The sequence below is a fragment of the Vibrio tritonius genome (genome assembly GCF_001547935.1).
GTDB lineage: Bacteria > Pseudomonadota > Gammaproteobacteria > Enterobacterales > Vibrionaceae > Vibrio > Vibrio tritonius.
Genome location: NZ_AP014636.1, coordinates 1752062 through 1773899, shown reverse-complemented (window position 1 = coordinate 1773899; position 21838 = coordinate 1752062). Strand labels below are relative to the sequence as shown.

Annotated in this window: 15 protein-coding genes and 1 riboswitch; of the genes, 12 read left to right on the top strand and 3 right to left on the bottom strand. The window is 44.5% G+C overall.

Annotation, left to right across the window (positions count from 1 at the left end; genetic code table 11):
* Positions 1-133: 133 nt before the first annotated feature.
* The 12 genes from putA (at position 134) to JCM16456_RS23110 (ending at position 16527) form a co-directional block, all read left to right on the top strand.
* Positions 134-3253, top strand: coding sequence for a bifunctional proline dehydrogenase/L-glutamate gamma-semialdehyde dehydrogenase PutA (gene putA / locus JCM16456_RS23170; RefSeq protein ID WP_068718945.1), 3120 nt, complete (start codon positions 134-136; stop codon positions 3251-3253).
* Positions 3254-3269: 16 nt separating this feature from the next.
* A complete protein-coding gene (locus JCM16456_RS23165; RefSeq protein ID WP_068718943.1) occupies positions 3270-3968 on the top strand; it encodes a 1-pyrroline-5-carboxylate dehydrogenase in 699 nt (232 codons plus the stop codon).
* A gap of 78 nt (positions 3969-4046) precedes the next feature.
* On the top strand, positions 4047-5540 hold the full coding sequence (putP, locus tag JCM16456_RS23160) for a sodium/proline symporter PutP (RefSeq protein WP_068718941.1): 1494 nt from the start codon (positions 4047-4049) through the stop codon (positions 5538-5540).
* A 190-nt stretch (positions 5541-5730) separates the two neighbouring features.
* The gene (locus JCM16456_RS23155; protein WP_068718939.1) at positions 5731-5973 is read left to right on the top strand and encodes a hypothetical protein; all 243 of its coding nucleotides are present in this window, start codon (positions 5731-5733) and stop codon (positions 5971-5973) included.
* 313 nt (positions 5974-6286) lie between these two features.
* Positions 6287-8176, top strand: coding sequence for a methyl-accepting chemotaxis protein (locus JCM16456_RS23150; protein ID WP_068718937.1), 1890 nt, complete (start codon positions 6287-6289; stop codon positions 8174-8176).
* Positions 8177-8316: 140 nt separating this feature from the next.
* A complete protein-coding gene (locus tag JCM16456_RS23145; protein ID WP_068718935.1) occupies positions 8317-9759 on the top strand; it encodes a coniferyl aldehyde dehydrogenase in 1443 nt (480 codons plus the stop codon).
* 93 nt (positions 9760-9852) lie between these two features.
* Positions 9853-9993, top strand: a riboswitch (FMN riboswitch).
* Positions 9994-10102: 109 nt separating this feature from the next.
* Complete coding sequence (gene ribB / locus JCM16456_RS23140; protein WP_068718933.1) at positions 10103-10759, top strand: 3,4-dihydroxy-2-butanone-4-phosphate synthase; 657 nt, start codon at positions 10103-10105, stop codon at positions 10757-10759.
* Between the two features lie 147 nt (positions 10760-10906).
* A complete protein-coding gene (locus JCM16456_RS23135; protein ID WP_068718932.1) occupies positions 10907-12238 on the top strand; it encodes a D-serine ammonia-lyase in 1332 nt (443 codons plus the stop codon).
* Positions 12239-12618: 380 nt separating this feature from the next.
* Positions 12619-13317: a substrate-binding periplasmic protein gene (locus tag JCM16456_RS23125; RefSeq protein WP_231894466.1), complete on the top strand. Its 699-nt coding sequence runs from the start codon at positions 12619-12621 to the stop codon at positions 13315-13317.
* A 394-nt stretch (positions 13318-13711) separates the two neighbouring features.
* Complete coding sequence (locus tag JCM16456_RS23120) at positions 13712-14731, top strand: ABC transporter substrate-binding protein (protein WP_068718927.1); 1020 nt, start codon at positions 13712-13714, stop codon at positions 14729-14731.
* Positions 14732-14740: 9 nt separating this feature from the next.
* Entirely contained in the window at positions 14741-15769 is a 1029-nt protein-coding gene (locus tag JCM16456_RS23115; protein ID WP_197655231.1) for a FecCD family ABC transporter permease, read from the top strand.
* Positions 15766-16527, top strand: coding sequence for an ABC transporter ATP-binding protein (locus JCM16456_RS23110; RefSeq protein ID WP_068718926.1), 762 nt, complete (start codon positions 15766-15768; stop codon positions 16525-16527). Before JCM16456_RS23115 ends, JCM16456_RS23110 begins: the two co-directional genes overlap by 4 nt.
* A 235-nt stretch (positions 16528-16762) precedes the next feature.
* Here JCM16456_RS23110 and JCM16456_RS23105 read toward each other — a convergent pair whose 3' ends face one another.
* From JCM16456_RS23105 to phaC, 3 genes are all read right to left on the bottom strand, one after another.
* The gene (locus JCM16456_RS23105; protein ID WP_068718924.1) at positions 16763-17725 is read right to left on the bottom strand and encodes a transposase; all 963 of its coding nucleotides are present in this window, start codon (positions 17723-17725) and stop codon (positions 16763-16765) included.
* A 351-nt stretch (positions 17726-18076) separates the two neighbouring features.
* The gene (locus tag JCM16456_RS23100) at positions 18077-19750 is read right to left on the bottom strand and encodes a carboxylesterase family protein (RefSeq protein WP_156430636.1); all 1674 of its coding nucleotides are present in this window, start codon (positions 19748-19750) and stop codon (positions 18077-18079) included.
* A 253-nt stretch (positions 19751-20003) separates the two neighbouring features.
* Positions 20004-21785 (bottom strand): class I poly(R)-hydroxyalkanoic acid synthase, encoded by a 1782-nt coding sequence (gene phaC, locus JCM16456_RS23095; protein WP_068718920.1) that lies wholly within the window; start codon positions 21783-21785, stop codon positions 20004-20006.
* Between the last annotated feature and the right edge of the window lie 53 nt (positions 21786-21838).

Here is a 21838-nt window from a genome sequence, read left to right as displayed (position 1 = left end):
TTTGTTAAAAAACCGAGAAAATAGCAAAAAGCTCGGAGTTTTTGACAAGTATTCTCCTCCAGCTCAAAATACACTGCTAGCTGTTGTATGAAATCCGGTAAGGGAATCCGGATATGGAGATTGAGGAAAACGCATGTTTACTGCAACTGATGTGTTGAAGCCTGAGTATATTGAGCGCTCGCTTGATGCACTTTGGGGAGAGATCTCGCCACTATATATGGTGGACGAATCGCAATGGCTAGAACAACTTCTTCCGCTGGCGACTCCCAATGACGACGAAAAGGAACAGATGGCATCGAATACGACGACGTTGATCGAAGCGATCCGCGCGGATAAACGATCCATCCAACTGATCGATGCTTTGTTGCTGGAGTACAGTTTAGATACCCAAGAAGGGATCCTTTTAATGTGTTTGGCTGAAGCGCTAATGCGCATTCCTGACACAGAAACCGCCGATGCTTTTATCAGGGATCGATTGAGTGTCGCAGATTGGAAATCTCATCTGAAACGTTCCGATTCTGTCTTTGTTAACGCCTCTACATGGGGGTTAATGCTGACAGGTAAAGTGATTGGCCTTAATGACCCTGATAGCACTAGCCCGGTTCAGGCTGTAAATCGGTTGGTTAATAAGTTAAGTGAACCTGTGATTCGTAAGGCGATGCACCAAGCGATGAAGATCATGGGGCACCAATTTGTATTGGGTCGCACATTGAGTGAGGCGCAAAAAAATGGCCAGCCAATGCGTGATAAAGGCTATACCTATTCATTTGATATGCTTGGTGAAGCGGCACTGACTACCGTTGACGCTGCCAAGTATTTTCAAGATTACTTAACTGCAATTAAAGCGGTTGGTGAGGACAAATACGGCCTTTCCACCAGCCCCGCCGCTTCTGTTTCTATCAAGCTTTCTGCGATTCACCCACGCTATGAAGTTGCTAATACTGACCGTGTGATGGATGAGTTATATAACAGCCTTGTTGCTTTATTAGAGCAAGCCGTTCGTTATGACGTAGCGATCACTATCGATGCAGAAGAGGCAGACCGCTTAGAGCTTTCATTGAAGCTGTTTGAAAAAGTGTATCGTAGCGATGTTGCGAAAGGTTGGGGTAAGTTTGGCTTAGTTATTCAAGCCTATTCCAAGCGTGCTTTACCATCGTTAGTTTGGTTAACCGCCCTTGCAAAAGAACAAGGAGATTTGATTCCTGTTCGCTTAGTAAAAGGGGCATACTGGGATAGTGAAGTTAAGTGGTCGCAGCAGGCTGGGTATACTGGGTATCCAGTCTATACCCGTAAAGAAGCCACTGATGTTTCTTATCTGGCTTGTGCTCGTTTCCTTTTAAGCGAAAGTGTACGAGGTAATCTATTTCCTCAGTTCGCCAGTCATAACGCTCAAACCATCACTGCTATTTCAGTAATGGCACAACACACCGATTTTGAGTTTCAGCGCCTGCATGGCATGGGTGATGCGTTGTTTAATTATGCGATTAAGCATTACAAACAACCCGTACGTATATATGCCCCGGTTGGCAGCCATAAAGACTTGCTGCCATATCTTGTTCGTCGTTTATTAGAAAATGGCGCGAACAGCTCTTTTGTTCATCGCTTGGTTGATGCTCGTTGTCCGATAGATATGCTCACCCAACATCCGGTTGATATGCTGTTGGCACATAAGACATTGCATAACGGCAAGATTCCATTACCTCCACAGGTTTATGCAGAGCGAACCAACTCCTATGGGGTCAATATTGACATCCTCAGTGAAGCGAAGCCATTTGAAGCACAAGTAGACAAATGGATGGAGCAACAATGGCAAGCCGCTCCTGTGATCAATGGTTCGTCTTTGCTCGAAAGCATGATCAAGGCTGATCATGCTTCCGTAGCGGTGACGGCCCCTTATGATCGCCGTGAGTCTGTCGGGTGTGTTTATCACAGTTCTCTTGATCATGTTTCCTCAGCGATTGATGCTGGACAAGCCGCGTTCCCGTTGTGGAATGGTCTTGATGCCGCAGAACGCAGTGCTAAGTTGCTGAAACTGGCTGATGTTTTGGAAGATAACCTTGCGGAGCTTGTTGCCCTGTGTCACAAAGAAGCAGGTAAAACCATTCACGATAGCATTGATGAAGTGCGTGAAGCGGTAGATTTTTGTCGTTATTACGCATCACAAAAGGCGTTGTTTAACGATCAAGAGATCGAAGGATTCGATGGCCAAACCGTTACTCTTAACCGACAGGGTTGTGGGGTGTTTGTCTGCATTAGTCCATGGAACTTCCCATTAGCGATTTTCCTTGGTCAAGTGTCTGCTGCCCTTATGTGTGGTAACACTGTTATCGCGAAACCTGCAGAACAAACATCGCTTATTGCTTATCGAGCGGTTGAGTTGATGCTAGAAGCGGGGTTCCCAGCAGGTGTTATTCAACTTCTTCCTGGTTTGGGTGGCGAAATTGGTAACGCACTGACATCACATCCTGCCATTGCAGGGGTGGCTTTCACTGGATCGACACTTACTGCTCAGCGCATTAATCAAACACTAGCGCAGCGTGATGCCAAACCTGTGCCATTTATTGCGGAAACGGGTGGCCAAAATGCAATGATTGTGGATAGCACTGCGTTACCTGAACAAGTGGTGAGAGATACTATTCGTTCAGCCTTTGCTTCTGCAGGTCAACGCTGTTCAGCGCTACGCGTGCTTTATGTTCAGCAAGATATCGCTGACAGAATCATCGAGTTAATTGATGGCGCAATGCAGGAACTCAAAGTGGGGCTTCCTTATTTGCATCGTACTGATGTTGGCCCTGTGATTGATGAAGCTGCAAAAACGCGATTGTTAGCTCATGTCGCTGAGCTTAAGAAAGACCATAAATTAGTGGCACAACTTGAGCTACCTTCTGAATGTGAATTTGGTGATTTTGTTGCGCCGTGTGCTTTTGAAATTCCAAGCATCAGTTGTTTAACCGAGGAGCATTTCGGTCCTATTTTGCATATCGTCCGTTTTAAAGCCCAAGATCTGGCTAATGTGGTCAATGACATTAATGCCACTGGTTTTGGTTTAACAATGGGGATCCATAGCCGTAATGAAACAACCTACCGTTGGATTGAGAAGCATGCTCGTGTGGGTAACTGCTATATCAACCGAGACCAGGTTGGTGCGGTGGTAGGTGTTCAACCGTTTGGTGGTCAAGGCCTTTCTGGCACTGGTCCAAAAGCCGGCGGTCCACACTACTTGTACCGTTTTACCCAAGTTCATTACGCCTAAGTTAGGGAGACTCGATATGCTGCATTATGCTACTCATTTTTCAGATTCCCACACTGCTTGGGAAAATTGGTTTCAAACCGGATTTGATTATAAGAGAGAGTGTTTACTGTCTCTAATGACCAACATGACGAGTGCGCGTTCCGATTTAGCGAATGTCCTGTCATACCATCTTCACCAAGCGTCGAACTTGCTCGCAAAAACTCATGAGCTTGTCGGCCCTACTGGAGAAACAAATGAGCTTTACACTGCTGGACGGGGCGTCGCTCTTCTCGTCCAACAAGAAGGAGGTGCGAAAGCTCAACTGGCGACTGTTGCGCTATTGTCTGCAGCGTTGATTGCAGGCAACAGTGTCATTCTTTGTAGCGATGACAAAGAGTGGGTGTCGTTACTCTGTTCGGCATACGAACAGTCCTTATTACCAGCCAATCTTTTGCTAACTTTACCGTTAGATGCTCATCATACCTTGTTGGATTCGGATGTGAGATGCGTGGGATTGGTTGGTGGCTCGGCGATTGAACATTCGTTGAATCGTCAACTTTCTGAGCGAAAAGGCGCGATTGTTAGCTTAGTCTCTGAAACCGATTTGGGCACTTTACCCGTTGCTCACGATCCTCATTTATCGTTGCGTTTCATTACTGAGAGAACTCGTACAATAAATATAACTGCTGTGGGTGGTAATGCGACCTTGCTCGAGCTTGGTCACGAAGCCCACTAATTTGAGTATTGCGTTAGCCCCTCATCTAAAAAGGTGGGGGGACAGGGAAGGCGATTTCAAAAATAAGAGGAAGAATTTATGGCTACGAATAGCTTTGCTATTACGACCACCTTTTTTGTCTATCTAGTGTTGATGTTGGCAATTGGTGTTTATGCGTATCAACGAACCAAGAACTCCGAAGATTATTTTCTAGGCGGGCGTTCACTTGGTCCTTGGCCTGCTGCACTGTCTGCTGGTGCATCAGATATGAGTGGGTGGTTATTGTTGGGCTTACCGGGGTATGCTTATGCAGCCGGTATTGAAGCGTTTTGGCTTGCTGGAGGCCTGCTATTAGGGACATGGCTGAACTGGTTACTAGCTGCGAAACGTCTACGTACATACAGTATTACGACGGATTCATTAACTTTACCGGAGTTTTTTGCTCGTCGCTTCAACGATAAGTCTAAGCTGATTCAAACCATTTCTGCGTTCTTTATCTTGCTATTTTTCCTCTTCTATACCAGTTCTGGTTTAGTAGCTGGTGGTAAGTTGTTTGAGACTGTATTTGGATTAGATTACACCACCGCCGTTATCATCGGCACGGTATGTGTTGTTTCTTATACTCTATTTGGTGGCTTCTTAGCCGTCGCATGGACGGACTTGGTACAAGGCCTTTTGATGGCTGCGGCACTGGCTATCGTGCCAATTGTTGCTCTTGAAGGAGACTTTGGTAACTTACAAACTCAGTTAGCTGACATTAATCCAGAACTGCTGACATTATGGAATGGTATCGATGGTAAGCCATTATCGGGTATTGCGATTATTTCATTGGTTGCGTGGGGGCTGGGGTATTTTGGTCAACCACACATCCTAGCTCGATTCAAAGCTTCTCGTTCAAATAAAGATATTGGTACAGCACGTCGTATCGCCGTTGTTTGGACTGCTGTCTCTATGGTTGGGGCATTACTGATTGGTTTGGTAGGTTTGGTTTATGTTACGAATACCCCATCTGTTGCCCTTGATGACGGCGAAAAAATCTTTATGTTGCTGGTTAATGTGATGTTCCATCCTGTGATGGCGGGTATTCTGCTTGCTGCTATTTTGGCAGCAATTATGAGTACTGCAGATTCTCAATTGCTGGTGTCATCTTCTGCGTTAGCTGAAGATTTGTATAAACAGATCTTCAATAAAGATGCGACTTCAGACCAAATCGTACGTATGGGGCGCATTGGTGTGGTAAGTATCTCAATCATTGCTTTGTTATTGGCTATCAAACCAGACAGTTCGGTATTGGGGCTTGTTTCTTACGCATGGGCTGGTTTTGGTGCAGCCTTTGGCCCCGCCTTACTGCTTAGCTTGTACTGGTCTCGCATGAACCGAAATGGTGCATTGGCTGGTATTATTGTGGGCGGTGTAACAATCGTTGTTTGGAAACAGCTTTCTGGTGGTATCTTTGACCTATACGAACTGGTACCTGGATTCATCTTGTCAACAATTGCCATCATTGTCGTGAGCTTGTTGAGTGGAGAGCCTGAAGAAGTCGTCAAAGCACAGCATGAAACGTACAAGAATCAGTTAGTCGAGCTTGACTGATTTCTGACACAAATAAGACCTGAGCCCCGCAAATGCGGGGCTTTTTTTGTGTCTACTTACCATCTTTGATTGCTACTAAACCAGCCATTGGTTTTGCGATGTATATCACAATAATAAATTGTTAGTTTGAGAAAATGTCACACCTAGTTGCTAGTTCGTCATTTGTCAATATCTGTTTGGGAGTTATGTTATGCCTGAGGCATATTGCCACTGCTGTGGAAAGGTCACAGCTCATAAAGTCGTCATGGGTCGTTGTAAACCCGCTAATGAATCAGGCTGGCAAGGTGCACAGGAGTTTCTCGCGCTGTTGTTAAAAGGTAAACATTACCATAAGCTCGAACCTCAGTATTATTGCCGTGTGTGTAATCAGCGATGCCACGAACAACAGGCTGAGCATCGTGAAAAAGAATTTCATGATGTGAGTATTGTGTAATACTTACTGTTCGGACTGAGGGGGCATGTTTATTTGTCTCCTAGTAAGCTACATTATGTTTTGAGTGCGCTCATCAATAAGCTATCTTCTTCATCTATATCACCTCTTTATAAATAAGGGTTTTGCGATAATTTTCGCCAATTCATTTCCCTTTTTATTCAAGTATTCGGTTCCAATCACAAATTTAGTGCAAATTGCTAAATAAACCGCTCCGTTTGCCGATAGTGATCGTACATTAGCGATTAATTAAGCTAGTCTAATATTAGGTGTTAGCCGCTTACACTACTAAAGCAATTAATAGGGAGCATATTCCATGCAGTTGAGTTTAAAGAGAAAAATGGTTTTCTCTGTGATTATCGCAATTGCACTGACCGCCGCCGCGTTATTGGTGGCAGGCTATCAGGCATTTAAGCAGGAAAGCTGGCGATCGATCGAAAGTGAGAGTATCAACACGTTGAAAGCCAACGCTAAGGGAATCGGCGATTGGATTTTTACCAAGCAAGCCACCATTACCGCTCTGAAAGATGAAATTGCGGCTAACCCAGAATTGGACGTTGTTCCCCATCTCCGTCAAGCGTTTGTGTCTGGTTCTTTTGGTCTTTCTTATTACGGTAATGAGAAAGGCGATATGTTTCGTCAAGATCCATCTTTGAACAAAGCAGGATACGACCCGCGTGTTCGTGCTTGGTATAAATTGGCTAAAGAGAAAGGGCAAGCGGTTACCACGCCACCTTACGTGAGTGTGACAATGAAAACCTTAGTGGTGACCTTAGCTGATCCCGTTTTTGTGAATGGTCAGTTTACTGGTGTTGCTGCATCTAACTTAGCATTAGATAAAATCATTCGCGATGTTCTGGCTATTCAGGTTCCTGGTAATGGTTATGCTATCTTGGTCAACCGGGAAGGCACTATTGTTGCACACCGGAATAAAGATCTGATCATGAAAAAAATCAGTGAAATTTCGTCGGACTTAAGTACGCAAGCGTTAGTCCAAGCTGCTAATAGCAGTAGCCAATTACCTGCGACGGTGGATGGTAAGCAGCAGATTTTGATGGCGCAAAGTATCGATCACACCGATTGGATGTTGGTGATGGTCATGGATAAAAGTGTGCTGGAACAACCATTGCACAATATGTTGATGACTCAGATGATCATCGGTGCGGTAATTTTGATTGTAATGGCATTACTAACTTCGTGGTTTGTTGCGACGCAGTTACGTGGTTTGACCAATATTACTAACGCACTAACCGATATTGCTGAAGGTGATGGTGATCTAACTCGTCGTTTAGAAGTGAAAAGCCAAGATGAAGTTGGCATCCTAGCCGATAAATTTAATAAGTTTGTTGACCGCTTACATCAGATGGTGAAACAAGTACAAATCGTAACAGGTAAACTAAACGAAGGTGCCAACCAAGCGGCTGATTCCGCGACTCAACGCAGTGAGCGGATTCAGCGTCAGCAAGATGAAATTACCATGGTGGCGACTGCTGTGACAGAAATGGCTTCTGCTACTTCAGAGATTGCTGGTAATGCTGAAAATACAGCGAAAAACTCGAATCAGTCGGTTGAGTTGGGGGCGCAAGGCTTCAAACAAATGCAGCAAAGCAAGCAATCTATAGACCAATTGGCGAAAGAACTGAGCAGTGCGGTATCTATCATTGGTGAGCTAGAAGTGAATGCTAATGAGATCTCAACGATTCTTTCGACAATCCGTGGTATTGCAGAACAAACCAACTTGTTGGCTCTCAACGCGGCAATTGAAGCAGCACGAGCGGGTGAGCAAGGGCGTGGGTTTGCTGTGGTAGCGGATGAGGTTCGTGTGTTATCACAACGCACTCATGCTTCAACTGAAGAGATTCAAACCAAGATTGCAGGTTTGCAGAAAGTGACAACCAACGCAGTTTCGGTGATGACTGAAAGCCATAAATTGGTAGAAACCAGTGTGTCGGATGTTAATGAGACAGGAGAGAGCCTACATGCCATCAGTGAAGCAATTCAATTAATCAGTGACATGGCGACACAAATTGCTTCTGCGGCTGAAGAGCAGTCTTTGGTGACCGCTGATATTAATACCAACACTGAATCGGTGCGTGAGGTAAGCGATCAATTGGCATCTGATGCGCAAGATGCGGTTCAACAAGCGAAAGAGTTGCATGGTTTAGCCAACCAACTTGAAAAAGAGATTTCTCGATTTAAGTTGTAATGGTTTCCTGGCATATGAGCAGACAAGTGTGTTAAACACAGTTAAAATAAGGGCATCTTCGGATGCCCTTTCTTATGCCTCTTTTGGGTCGCTATAGATAGCATCTCAGTCAAAATGTTAGTTTGTAATAGGTATCCACTATGGCCCATATCGCGGCTCCTGATGCTACATGGCAAGTCTCTAATGCATCAGACCTTGAAGTCTTGCAGGCTCAATTTGGTCGTTTAACGCTTCAGTTTGCGAACGACCGTTTTCCTAGTTTAGAAAAGCGTGAACAGCGTTTAGTTAAGCTCAAACAAGCTTTGCTTGATCAGCAAGGTGCACTCGTGTTGGCGATGACTGAAGATTTTGGCTATCGCAGCAGGTTTGATAATGTTGTTGGCGATATCGTTCCAACATTGAATCATCTCAACTATACGTTAAAGCGAGTGAAAAAATGGATGAAGCCAACACGTCGCCACAGTGGAATATTCTTGTTTCCTTCAAGAGTATCGGTCTGTTATCAACCTGTTGGGGTGGTTGGTATCATGGTTCCGTGGAACTTTCCGCTGTATCTTAGTTTGGCGCCTTTAATTACGGCTATCGCTGCTGGTAATCAGGCGATGGTTAAGTTAAGTGAAGATACACCTAAAACCAACGCTGTGATTAAACGTATTGTGGCTGCGATTGGTGATGTTGCTGTGTGTATTGAAGGCCCCTTGGCTATTGCTGCCGAGTTCAGTCGTTTGCCATTCGCCCATTTGCTTTTTACTGGGTCTACAGCCGTGGGTAAGTTAGTTGCGCAGGCCGCAGCAGCGAACCTCACACCGGTCACTCTTGAGTTAGGTGGAAAGTCACCTGTGATTATCGCGGCAGACGCGGATTTAGATAAGGCGGTTGATCATATCTTGTTTGGTAAGACATTGAATTCAGGTCAAGTGTGTGTTGCTCCTGACTATGTCATGTTACCGCAGGAGAAAGTGAATGCATTTGTTGAATTGTATTTGAAGCGTTTTAAAGCATGCTTTGTTAGTAGAAAAGGGCAGTTAGAAAATTCGGCCATAATTAATGCTCGTCAATACCAGCGTTTGCAAGCCATGCTTGATGATGCCAAACAGCAAGGTGGCACTTTGCACAATTTACAGTGTGAATTGCTGTTGGAAACAAGACAGATGGCGCCAGTATTGGTGACCAACACTAAAGATGACATGTTGCTAATGCAAAATGAAATCTTTGGGCCTATTTTGCCAGTGATTGGCTATCGCACCATTGAAGAAGCTATTCAAAGAGTGAACGAACAAGCGTCACCACTTGCGTTGTATCTAATGACACGAGACAAAGACATTCATGACTATGTGCTCAAAGGAACACATAGTGGTGGCGTTGCGGTGAATGACACGGTCTTTCAATCGGTAGTTGAAGACTCACCTTTCGGTGGCTTCCGTGAATCTGGATTAGGTGCGTATCATGGTATAGAAGGCTTCAAAGCGTTTTCCCATGGTAAAACCGTATTCACCAGTTGGCATCATTGGCCGAGAACATGGTTAATGTTACGTTATCGTAAAGCGATTGTTCATCTACTAAAACGTTGGGTTATTCGTTAATTGCGATTTGTTTATCACACTGATAATTCATTAAGAATGGATTTTTCTCGTTGCAATTACCGGTGAAAGGAATACTATTTCCAGCGATATTTAATTTATTCTCAGGGCGGGGCGCAATTCCCCACCGGTGGTATGCCTTAGGGTGAGCCCACGAGCGCTCGATATTTTTCGAGGTCAGCAGATCTGGTGAGAAGCCAGGGCCGACGGTTATAGTCCGGATGAGAGAGAATGATAAACGCATCTGCTAATGGGGGCTGACTTTGTTGTCGGCGCTTTGCGGTGTTTGGTTTTTGATCTTTATCCCTCATAAGCCCTGATTCTGGTATTCGTTAGGAGTATAACCATGAATCAGTCATCTTTACTTGCCGAATTCGGCGACTCAATCACTCGTGTTGAAAACGCACTTGAAGCTTTACGTGAAGGCCGTGGTGTCTTGTTGCTTGATGATGAAAGCCGAGAGAACGAAGGCGATCTTATCTATTCTGTTGAGCACCTAACAGATGCGCAAATGGCGCTGATGATTCGTGAATGCAGCGGTATTGTGTGTCTATGTATGAGCGACGCTCATGCAACAAAACTGAAATTGCCACCAATGGTTGAAGTGAACGACAGCAAAAACCAAACTGCATTTACTATTTCTATTGAAGCAAAACACGGCGTAACGACTGGTGTGTCTGCAAAAGATCGCGTGACTACCATTAAAACTGCAGGTCGCTTTGAAGCGAAAGCGGAAGACCTAGCTCACCCTGGTCACGTTTTCCCACTGCGCGCACGTGCTGGTGGCGTAATGACTCGCCGTGGCCACACTGAAGGTACGGTAGACCTAATGCAAATGGCAGGTTTGACACCATTCGGCGTGCTTTGTGAAGTCACCAACGAAGATGGCACTATGGCAAAAACACCCGAAATTGTTGCGTTTGGTGTAAAACACAATCTACCTGTGTTAACTATTGAAGATATGGTCGCTTACCGTATCGAAAAAGATCTGAAACTTGCCTAATACTTGGTATTCGTTTTAGAGAGAAGGCACTGTCGTACTGAGATAGTGCCTTTTTTTATATTTTTTGCCTAACTCTGTTTGTCAGAAAGGTTAACTCTTGCTCTAATGGAAAGACTTTATTTTGCATCGACTTAAAGGATTAGCGCGATGGAAAGTCAACTTCTCTCTTCTTTAGTTCAACATGTTCCACTCATCTCTCAATTAAAAGAAGCAAAGCCGCTTTATTGGTCTAACCCCAAAAATAGTACCTTAGAACAGGGTCTAAACTATGTCGGCTTAACTCGTTCCGATATCCAAGATGCCAGCGCTAGACTGTCCCGTTTTGCACCATATTTCATCAAAGCCTTTCCAGAAACAACGATAACAAAAGGTATTATCGAGTCACCTTTAGTAGAAATAGGAAAAATGAAAAGTGCGTTAGAAACACACTTCCACTGCGCTATTATGGGTAATTTGTTAGTTAAATTAGATAGCCAATTGCCTATTTCAGGTTCAATTAAGGCGCGGGGTGGCATTTATGAAGTATTGGTGCACGCCGAAAGAATCGCGTTAAAAGCGGGCTTAATTCATCAAGATGATGATTACAGCAAACTATTTTCACCTGCGGTTAGGCAGTTACTTGGTCAATACACGATAGCGGTCGGTTCAACCGGTAATCTGGGACTGTCGATCGGTATTATGAGTGCTAAACTGGGTTCTTCAGTTACCGTTCACATGTCGGCAGATGCGCGACAATGGAAAAAAGACCTGCTTCGTGAGCGTGGCGTTGAGGTGGTTGAATATCAGAGTGACTATGGTGTTGCAGTAGAAAATGGACGACGCCAAGCAGACAGTGATCCTAGTTGTATCTTTATTGACGATGAAAACTCCAAGCACCTTTTTTTGGGTTACTCCGTTGCTGGTGAACGCCTCAAACAGCAGTTTTCTGAACAAGGGCGTATTGTTGATTCTGAGCATCCTTTAGTGGTCTATTTACCTTGCGGTGTTGGTGGCGGTCCCGGAGGAGTCGCATTTGGTCTTAAAATGGCGTTTGGTGATCATGTTCATTGTGTATTTGCCGAGCCGACGCATTCTCCATGCATGATGCTAGGCGTAATGACTGGTTTGCATGACAGTATTTCGGTGAAAGACATTGGTTTAGACAATGTGACAGAAGCGGATGGTCTAGCGGTTGGGCGCGCATCGGGCTTTGTTGGTAGAGCTATGGAGCATCTTATTAGTGGGTTTTACACAGTGGATGATATCAAACTCTATCAGATGCTTGGGTTGTTTAAAGAGAGTGAAGATTTATTCCTTGAGCCATCTGCTTTGGCGGGGATGAGCGGTCCAGTTTGGTTTCATGACAAGAGTAAACTGGTACAAGCACTGAATGTTGATCCTGCCTGTATCACTCATCTTGTGTGGGCGACAGGGGGAGGGATGGTTCCGGTTGTGGAGCGCTTGGAGTATTTGTCGAAAGCTATGGCTATACCTAAGTAACTTCCAGACGCTGTTTTACCGAATACAATTCGTCCGTTGGGAGCTCACCAACAAGCCCATTTGTAGTGGACAATGATATTGCAAGGAAATGACCATTGCTTCCGTCATTGAGCTTGATTTGTGCTCGTTGGTAAAGCTCTAAATTCTGTATATTGAGATCATTTGGGTCCATATCATGATTAATAGAGATATTCATCACAATCGCACACCTATTTTTTACTACTATGGTCGTATTTTTAAGGCTATTCCCCCGTGTCGCCGTGTCCTCCTTGAAAGCATGACTATACTCCTAGTCTGTAACCTAAATTTCAGCCTAACGACGAGGATTGGTCATGTTAAAGCATTATATTCACTGTGCGCTTTTTCTTTTAGGAACGTTAATGAGCACTGCCATAAGTGCGCAATCACTCAAAGCAGATTTTCGTCACCGTCCACCTGAAATGTTGGTTGATAGTGCGACCAATCAGCTTAGTGGACCATTAAAAGATATCATCGAAGAAGCTGCTCAGCAGTTAGGACATTCGATTGATTGGAGTGTTGTGCCATTTGCCCGCAGTTTAAATAATTTGAAGAGTCATGGTACTGACATTGTTCCTCGAGTCATTCGCAACGATGAGCGTGAGAAATTTGTACAGTACGTTGGTCCTATTTCCGAACAGGTGAAGAACATCATGTTTGTTACCCGTTCAGACGGTGCAGATGTGAAGTCATATTCTGATTTAAGTGGACTTAACATCGGTGTGAAACGCGGTACCGCTTACTTCAAGCAATTTGACCAAGATAACTCGTTGCGCAAAGTCGTGGTAAACGACGATTTTAACTTAGCTCGAATGCTTCAAGCCAAACGAATTGACGCCATCGTAGTATTAGACATGGGTGCGTTGGAATCGGAGTTCAAAGCAACGAATTTTACCGCTTACAACTCAGCAACTTATTTTTATCCAAACCGAATTGGAAACTACTACGGAATGCCTAAAAATCATCCATTATCAGGTGCATTTAATCAAAAGCTTGAAGAGATGGTTAAGAGCGGCCGAGTTGCAGAAATCTACAGTAAATACGGTTTAACGGCTAAGTAATCCCAACCATATGCCTCCCCCCAATCAACGCCTCGCTCTTGCGAGGCGTTTTTTTATACCCAAATGACCTCAAGATGTTCTTCTAAGGAAAGATCATGTGCTTTTAAGCAAAGCACTGATGTGGAGATAAGAATACTCAATTTATGGACATATTCAGTAGCACATTTTATTCCCTTTAATCAGCCAAATATTGATTTTCATCAGTATCTTATTGTTCATTTCTTGTCATGGTATCCAGGCTATATCCAAATAACCTTCAGATGCTGAATTTCGCATCTGAAGGCCATTTGGGTTTGTTGTGGCAGTGCTAACTCATCATGCCGTATTGACTCGCTGCCGAAATAATGGAAATATTCTCGCTTGCGAGATGTTATAACATAACAAAATGGTAATCATGACATATAAACTCATCAGCTCAACTCTATGTGCCACATTAGGACTAACACTTAGTAGTGCCGCTTTGGCAACTCAATATCCTTTGACCATTGATAACTGCGGTCTGAAAAATACCTATCAACACGCACCAGAACGCGTTGTTACGATTGGTCAGCATGAAACTGAACTGATGCTTGCTTTGGGTCTGAAAGACAAAGTGGTAGGAACTTCCGTTTGGTTTGGTCACTTGCCAAAAGCTTATGCTAAAGAGGAAGCGACTCTAAAACGTTTGTCAGATAACTCGCCAAGTTTTGAAGCGGTTGTAGGACAGATGCCAGAGTTGGTGGCGGCGCAATACACTTATCACGTTGGCCCACAAGGGGAGGTTGCTACACGCGGTCAATTTGAAGATCTTGGTGTGCATACTTGGATCTCACCAAGTGATTGTGTTGGCAAAAGTGTGACCGATAGTTCCAATAGCGATGGTGCTCGTAGTGTGCCATACAGCGTGGATCTGATTTATCAAGAAGTCACTCAAATGGCGAAGATCTTTAACGTGGAGCCGCGCGGTAAAGAACTTAACCAGCAGTTAGCACAACGAATTGAAAAAGCGCAACTTGCCGCAAACAGTAAGGCGCTGCGTGCACAAAACGCCAAAGTGGTATTTTGGTTCTCAAGTTCTCGTTTGAAAGGCGACCCTTGGGTTGCGGGTAATTCCGGTGCGCCAGCTTGGATAGCCAGTGCGTTGGGTCTAAAGAATGTGGTGGATACCAACCAAGAATGGCCTGCGGTAAGCTGGGAAACGATCGCCTCTGATAACCCTGATTACATTGTGCTAGCGAAGATGGATCGCCGTTTATATCCAGCTGATGACATTGAAAAGAAAATCGAATTTTTGAAAAACGACCCAGTCACCAAGCAGATGAAAGCGATCAAAAACAACCACATCATTGTAGTACCAGCAATGTCGCTTAACCCATCTCTGGGTAACGTTGAAGCGTTAGAAGAGATTGGTCAGCAAATCGGTCAATTTAAATAAGGGTAGTTTGTGGCTGTACACTCGAAAGCGTTGACTGCGGTACTCATGACACTGGGCTTGCTCAGTGTCTTATTACTTATGGTGTTGGCGGCTCGAATTGGTGATGTGCCCGTCTCATTCGAGCATACTTGGATGGCGATCACCAATGGGTTAAGTTTGACTGATTATCCCTTATCTCCTCTTGAACAGGGCATTATTTGGCAATATCGCATGAGCCGTGCGTTGATGGCGGCGTGTAGTGGTGCAGGGCTTGCTTTGTGCGGTGTGATATTACAAGCGCTGCTACGTAACTCACTTGCCGAGCCATATCTTTTAGGCATCTCCGCTGGCGCATCAACGGGGGCTGTATTAGTGATGCTGCTGGGGGTTGGTGGCGGTCTTATTTCTGTTTCTGGAGGTGCATTTATTGGCGCTTGTGCTTCATTTTTGGTGATCATGCTGCTCGCGCGTGGACTCTCATTTGAACCAAGCCGAATTATCCTTGCAGGGATTGCAGGAACGCAATTGTTCAATGCATTAACAGCTTATCTAGTGAGTACATCGGCCAATGCTGAGCAGTCGCGCAGCGTCATGTTTTGGTTGCTAGGCAGCTTAAGTAGTGTGCGCTGGCCAGAAGCTCTCATGGCTCTTATTATCGTCATTCCTGCGTTTTTACTTCTGCTGCTGTTTGCTCGCCGCCTCGATACCTTGGCTTTAGGTGAAGATATTGCTCGTACGCTGGGTACGCATGTAACCTTGTTGCGAGTCGTACTGCTGGTGATCACCGCATTAATTACCGCTGTGATGGTCAGCACCATAGGTGCGGTGGGTTTCATTGGTTTAGTGATTCCTCATATCGCGCGTTTTGTGGTGGGCCATCAGCATCTAAAATTACTGCCCGCAGCCGCCTTAATAGGGGCGCTGTTTATGATTTTGGCTGACATTGCTTCACGCATTTTAGTTGAGCATCAAGTGTTGCCTATTGGCGTGGTAACTGCGTTGGTGGGCTCACCAGTGTTTGCTTTCATTTTGTATCGCAGTCGAGGAAAAGCCGCATGAGAATTGATGGGCAAAACCTGACGATTTCCCGAGAGGGAAAAACCATTCTGCATCAGGTGAATTTCGAATTGGATTCGGGGCGCAAGTTAGCCTTGATTGGCCCCAACGGTTCTGGAAAATCCACTCTGTTGCGCACACTTGCAGGCCTAGAGAAAGAGGTACATTCTCAACTCAAATTGGGTGGGGAACCCGTTAATCGACTGTCGAAACAGCAGATGGCGACGCGTGTAGCGCTGGTGGCACAGCACTCACAATTGGATATGGATTTAACGGTAGAGGCCTTGGTACGTTTAGGGAGGACACCCTATCGCGGCTTATTCTCTGCTTGGTCGAAACAAGACACTCAAGCGGTGGAAATGGCCCTAGAACAGACCCAATTAACCCAGTTGCGTCATTACCATTGGCATCAACTGTCTGGTGGTTTACAGCAACGTTGCCAAATTGCCAGGGCATTGGCGCAGCAACCAGAGATTTTGCTGCTTGATGAACCTACCAATCATCTCGATATTCAATATCAACTAGAATTGATGGCGTTAATTGAGTCGCTGCCGATGACAGTCGTCGTATCTCTGCACGATCTCAACCTAGCCGTCAATTATTGCTCAGATGTGTTGCTACTCAATCAAGGTAAAGTGGTGGCGAGCGGTGACCCCTTAGAGGTGATAACCGAGGAGCGTATAGCTTCTGTCTATGGCGTGCGTTCAAGTATTTGTCATCAAGAGGATGGCGATGTGCACATCGCCTTTCAGAGAAGATAATGAGAAGATAATGAGGACACTCGCTTTATCAGATAACGAGGACACTTGCTTTATTACAAGGACACTCATCGTAAAAAAGCGATATAAATAGACATGAGAAGATGGGCAATTTTCTAGCTAATGTGGTGAAACCAAACCAATCAATGGCGGAATATGTATAAATTACGAGTGGATTAGATCTTTGAGTGGTGGGGGCCAATGGAGGAAGTGATACAACGCCATACTGATTGAAGATTTAGGCGATATGCAGTGCGACCATCCGTTTTTTGTTTAGAGCCATTTTGGCCTGATGTAAACGTGCTGTAGTTCCTACCCAAACACGGGGTTTTTTCTCTAACTCAGTACAAAGTGCTAAACAGTCAGATTGGGTTAACGAGAGCCTAGTTAGTATATTTGGTTGTGAATCATGGATATAACCGGGCTTATCTGGCCTTATTTGTCGACCAAGCCAATCTACTAGCTCAAGGTAGTCGCTGAGTCTAAAGGGGATCCCTTGCGTTTTATCTTGATGCTCGTAGCCCATAAAATTGGCGAGCGATGGTGTGGTGGTTTTTCCTTTTTCTAAACTCGTTAGTCTCGCTTTAATTGAGGTAAAGTCGGATTGCTCAGGCGTATCAGCTATCTTGGCTCGAATTGGGTTTAAATCGACATACGCCATGGCTGCCAGCAAGGCTTTTTCATCAAGCAGCGCTTGTGATTTGAATCTCCCTTCCCAAAAACGACCTGTGCATTGGTCTTCTTTGTTGGCTTGAACGGCAATGCCGTAATTAAGCTCACGCATAAACCAGCTAAGGGAATAAAGTCGTTCTCGCCACTCGCTAATAAATCGATTACACACTTCTTTTTCTGTGTCCGATTGAATCTCTCCTGCTAACCAACGGTGGATAATCGGTGGCAGTTGGTGCTCAGCATGCCAGCGTTCAACCACCTCTAAATCAGATAGAGCTAAAGCACTTTTTTTATCAATACGAACGACCAAATGGTAATGATTGCTCATTACTGCATAAGAGCATATTTGAATCAGATAAACATTGGCAAGGCTAAGAATGCGCTGCTCAATCCAATCTCGGCGATGCTCATAAGATTTTCCGGTAAGACTATCAATACCACACAAATACGAACGACGAACACAGCGAGATACGCAGTGATAATACGGCGTGATGTCGGGGCAAATTAGCTGTGAGCGAGCGGTTGTCATAAATTACGATTCCGAGAAAATAGAAAGCCTTAGCGTGACGATTAACGAAAGTGAGTAAAAGAATGAGCCAGTAATTACTCGAGGCACTTCAAAGAATGACTAGGGATGTTTTGTATGGCTAAAACCAAAATGTGAAATGAATTGGGGTGAGTGTCCTCCGAAGGGACTTTGAATTAGGTGAGTGTCCTAGGGAAAAGGCGCTATGGAAAAGGCGAGTGTCCTTGAAAAGGGGAGCCTATGGACAAATTTACAGTGTAAAAGAGATACCAGCGCTCAATCGATACCCATGAAATGATGGGAAAAGAAAGAGCGCTGGCAGGTTGCTCGGTTGTTATTTAACAGGAATGCTTTTTACCACAGCGAAGGTGAATGGTAATGCTCATCAAGCTGCTGGCTGAACCAGCGGCCGTTCAAAACGGAGTGGATTAACTTGTTCTTATCTTCTTCGCTAAGACGGTAATCTTTGTCCATCAGCTCGATAATATCTTTGGTTTGATATGCTTGTTCCGTACGATACAGCACGCTATTTTTTATGTTGGCATCGAATACATACAGTGATTCGCCGTTGGCTGCTGTGGCCTTATTCCAAGGTTTCCACTCGACATTGATATCGCTAGAAGGCTTACCTTGGCGAATAAAGGAAGCAATGTGTTTTTCTAGATCATGGGATAACTGTTTTGCCCCTTCGGTTTTGAATGCATTACCAAACATGGGCATATCGACGCTTGAATCTAATAGAGGGATAAATACGCCATGGAATGAGCCGATACGACTCATAGCAGGACCTGTGATGATAGGGTCTGCGCCGTAGTTGATTTTACCTGCATAAATCGGTGCACTGAATTTCGCGTTTAGCATGGTGTCCACGGATTCTTCCACGTTAAATGCGCTATACAGTAAACCGCCGTACCGGAAGACGAAATCGTATTCGATCGCTTTATGTGGCTGGGTATTCCAGTCGGTTTTTGCAAATTCTGGATCACCAAGAGCAAAGAAGGAAAACTCGTTTGCTCCAGTGAGCATCATTGTTGGTACCTGATTGTAGGTTTGGGTGTCAAAACCATTTTCTGGAAGTACTGTTCCATCGGTGTACAAGTGAGGGAAAACGCTCATACGAATTCCTGCGTTTTGCATTAGCTTGGCGAGTCTTGTTGGATTAAGTGACTGCAAATAGGCTTTCACGTCGCTATCACCTTGTTTCAGCCATTTCTCTGCTGCGGCTAAATCAGGTTGGCGACCATCTTCGACTACCAATGGCGCAAAAGCTTGTTCAAATACTTTCTGACTCGCATCTACTGGCGCTGTTGTCATTCCACCACTGAAAACGATCGCGTGTTGGAATTTGTCTTTAAACTCCGGGGAGATAAGCATCGCCATCACATCACGTCCACCGGCTGAAAAACCTGAAACAGTAATGTTGTTACTATCGCCACCAAACTGACTGATATTCTGCTTTATCCAATCTAGTGCGGCACTTTGGTCTAGTAAACCAAAGTTACCAGATGCTTGCAGCGGGTCAGATGTTTTGATGGCTTTTAGAGGATTAAAACCAAGCACACCCAAGCGATAGTTGGCAGTGACGACCACCGATTTTGTTGCCAAAGCGAGTTGGGTTGGATTGAATTCATCGGCTTTGCCTGTTTGGTTATTACCGCCGTGAACATAGAACAAAACGGGTAAGGTTTCATCGGTGTTAGGTCGATAGATATTCAAATTGAGGCAATCTTCTTTGCCAATAACTTGGCCTTTCTGAACTTGCGGGCAGAGCGCACCTTGCGTTATCGCCTGCAGTTTGGTTTGTGATTTAGCCAATGGTTTTGCTACTTGCCAGCGTAGCTTACCTATAGGGGCTTGCGCATAAGGAATTCCCAACCAACTCTGTGTTGAGGTTTGAGTGTTACCCACCACGGTGCCTTGATGCAAATTGATCTCAGAATTAATAGCAAAAGCGCTGCTGGTGACGGATAACAAAGATGCCGTTGCTAAAGTTTTGAGCCACATCGGGGTTAAGGAAGAACACGTCATTTTTTCACCTTCTGGGAATAAAAAACCCGAGGTGATCAAAATCACCTCGGGTTTTGCCTTAAGAGTTTTATTCACTCTAAAGTAACAATCCAAACAAATTAATTGATGCAAGTGTGCCGTGAGCGGAGTGAAGCGTCTGTTATTTAGCTCAAGTTTTTGCAGAGCAAGGTATTATGTAACCCAGTAAATAACGAATATGTGATCTTATGCATTCCAAAAAAGAGAGCGACTCTAGGAGCCGCTCAATACGGAGTTATGCTTCTGACTGATCAACAGGAAGCACAATTTTCACATAGTCACCAGGTGCGGCGGTGATGACAGGGTTTTGCTCAGACCCTTGTGAATATGGGGCAACTTTTTCGGCGGGATTAAATTGGGCTAACCATTGGTCCCAGTGTGTCCACCAAGAGCCCTTATTGTGAGCAGCTTTTGATAGCCAGTCGTGAGAATCTTCTACCAATTTATCGTTTACCCAGTAACCATATTTATTTTTGTCTGGATGGTTAACGATACCAGCAATGTGGCCAGATTCACCCAATATAAATGTTGGTTTACCACCCACTTTTAACGCACCATTGTATGTACCTTCCCAAAGCGCAATGTGGTCTTCTTTGGTTGATATAAAGTAGGTAGGTATAGTGATTTTGCTTAAGTCGATCCAAACTCCACCAACTTTTACGCCTTTGTCTTGAACCAGTTTATTGTTCAAGTAGAACTCACGAAGCATAAAGTTACTGGTTGGAGCGCTGAGGTTAGTACCGTCACTGTTCCAATACAGCAGGTCAAAATCAACAGGGTTGTTACCTTTCAGATAGTGTTCAACGTAATAGTTCCAATACAGGGAATTTTCACGCAACAAACTGAAGGTTACGTTCATCATTCTGCCATCCATATAACCACGCATGCTGTTTTGGATTTCAACGGCACTAATGATCGGATCATTGATGTAAACGCCAATGTCACCCGGTTGAGCAAAATCAAGCAGTGTGGTGAAGAAAGTGGCAGATTGAATGCGTTTTTTCATGCGTTTAGCCGCATAGTAAGCGACAGTACATGCTAGTACAGTACCGCCAATACAGTAACCCGCTGCATTAATTTGTTCTTGACCTGTAATGTCTTCAATTGCGCCGACTGCTTTTACAACGCCTTCTGTGATGTAATCGCCAAACTCAACGTTACGTTGAGCATAACCAGGGTTACGCCACGACATCATAAACACGCTATGCCCTTGTTCTAGTAGCCATTTCACCATAGAGTTTTTGGCTCTCAAATCAAGGATATAGTATTTATTGATGTAAGGGGGAACAATGAGTAATGGTGTAGCATTGACCTTTTCAGTCAAAGGTTTGTACTGAATCAGTTCAAACAAGTCATTACGGTAGACGACATCACCTGCTGTGGTTGCGATATCTTCACCAACACGAAAAGCCTTTTTGTTCGTCATACGAATTTTTAGGATTTCAGCGCTGGATTCGACATCTTCTTTAAGTTGTTCTAAACCTGCGAGCAAATTAGCACCATTTTGTTCGATAGTGAGCTTGCGCAGTTCTGGGTTCGTCGCGATGAAATTCGATGGTGAAAGAGCGTTGATGGTTTGGCGAGAAAAGAACATTAGGCGTTCTTTGGTTTTATCATCCAAGCCTTCAATGGATTCAATCGTATCGAGGTAGGTTTTACTGAACAACAAGTAAGACTGCTTGATAAAATTAGATACAACGTCTGCATCCCAAGCGTCATCTGAAAAACGTTTGTCCCCTTTTTCAGCTTCTACAATACCGTTTTGAGTAGGGTTGAAAAAGACGTCTTGCCAGATTTCTAACTGTTTTTCCCACCATTGGGTCTGCAGTTTTAGCATTGCTTGAGGTTGATTTGCTGCTTGCTCTAACAGTTTACTTGTATCATCGAAATTCACATCACGCAGTGCTTTGTTCACTGGTGAGCTAAGGACATCCTTGTTTGCTTCGAAATTCTTCCACCAATGCACATTGGCTTCTTGAAGTTTTACAAGATAGTCCGAAAAGACGTTTTGATACATTGTGAGACTCCTGTGATCGGAAAATACGCCGTCTCTGACGAGACGGCGTTCTA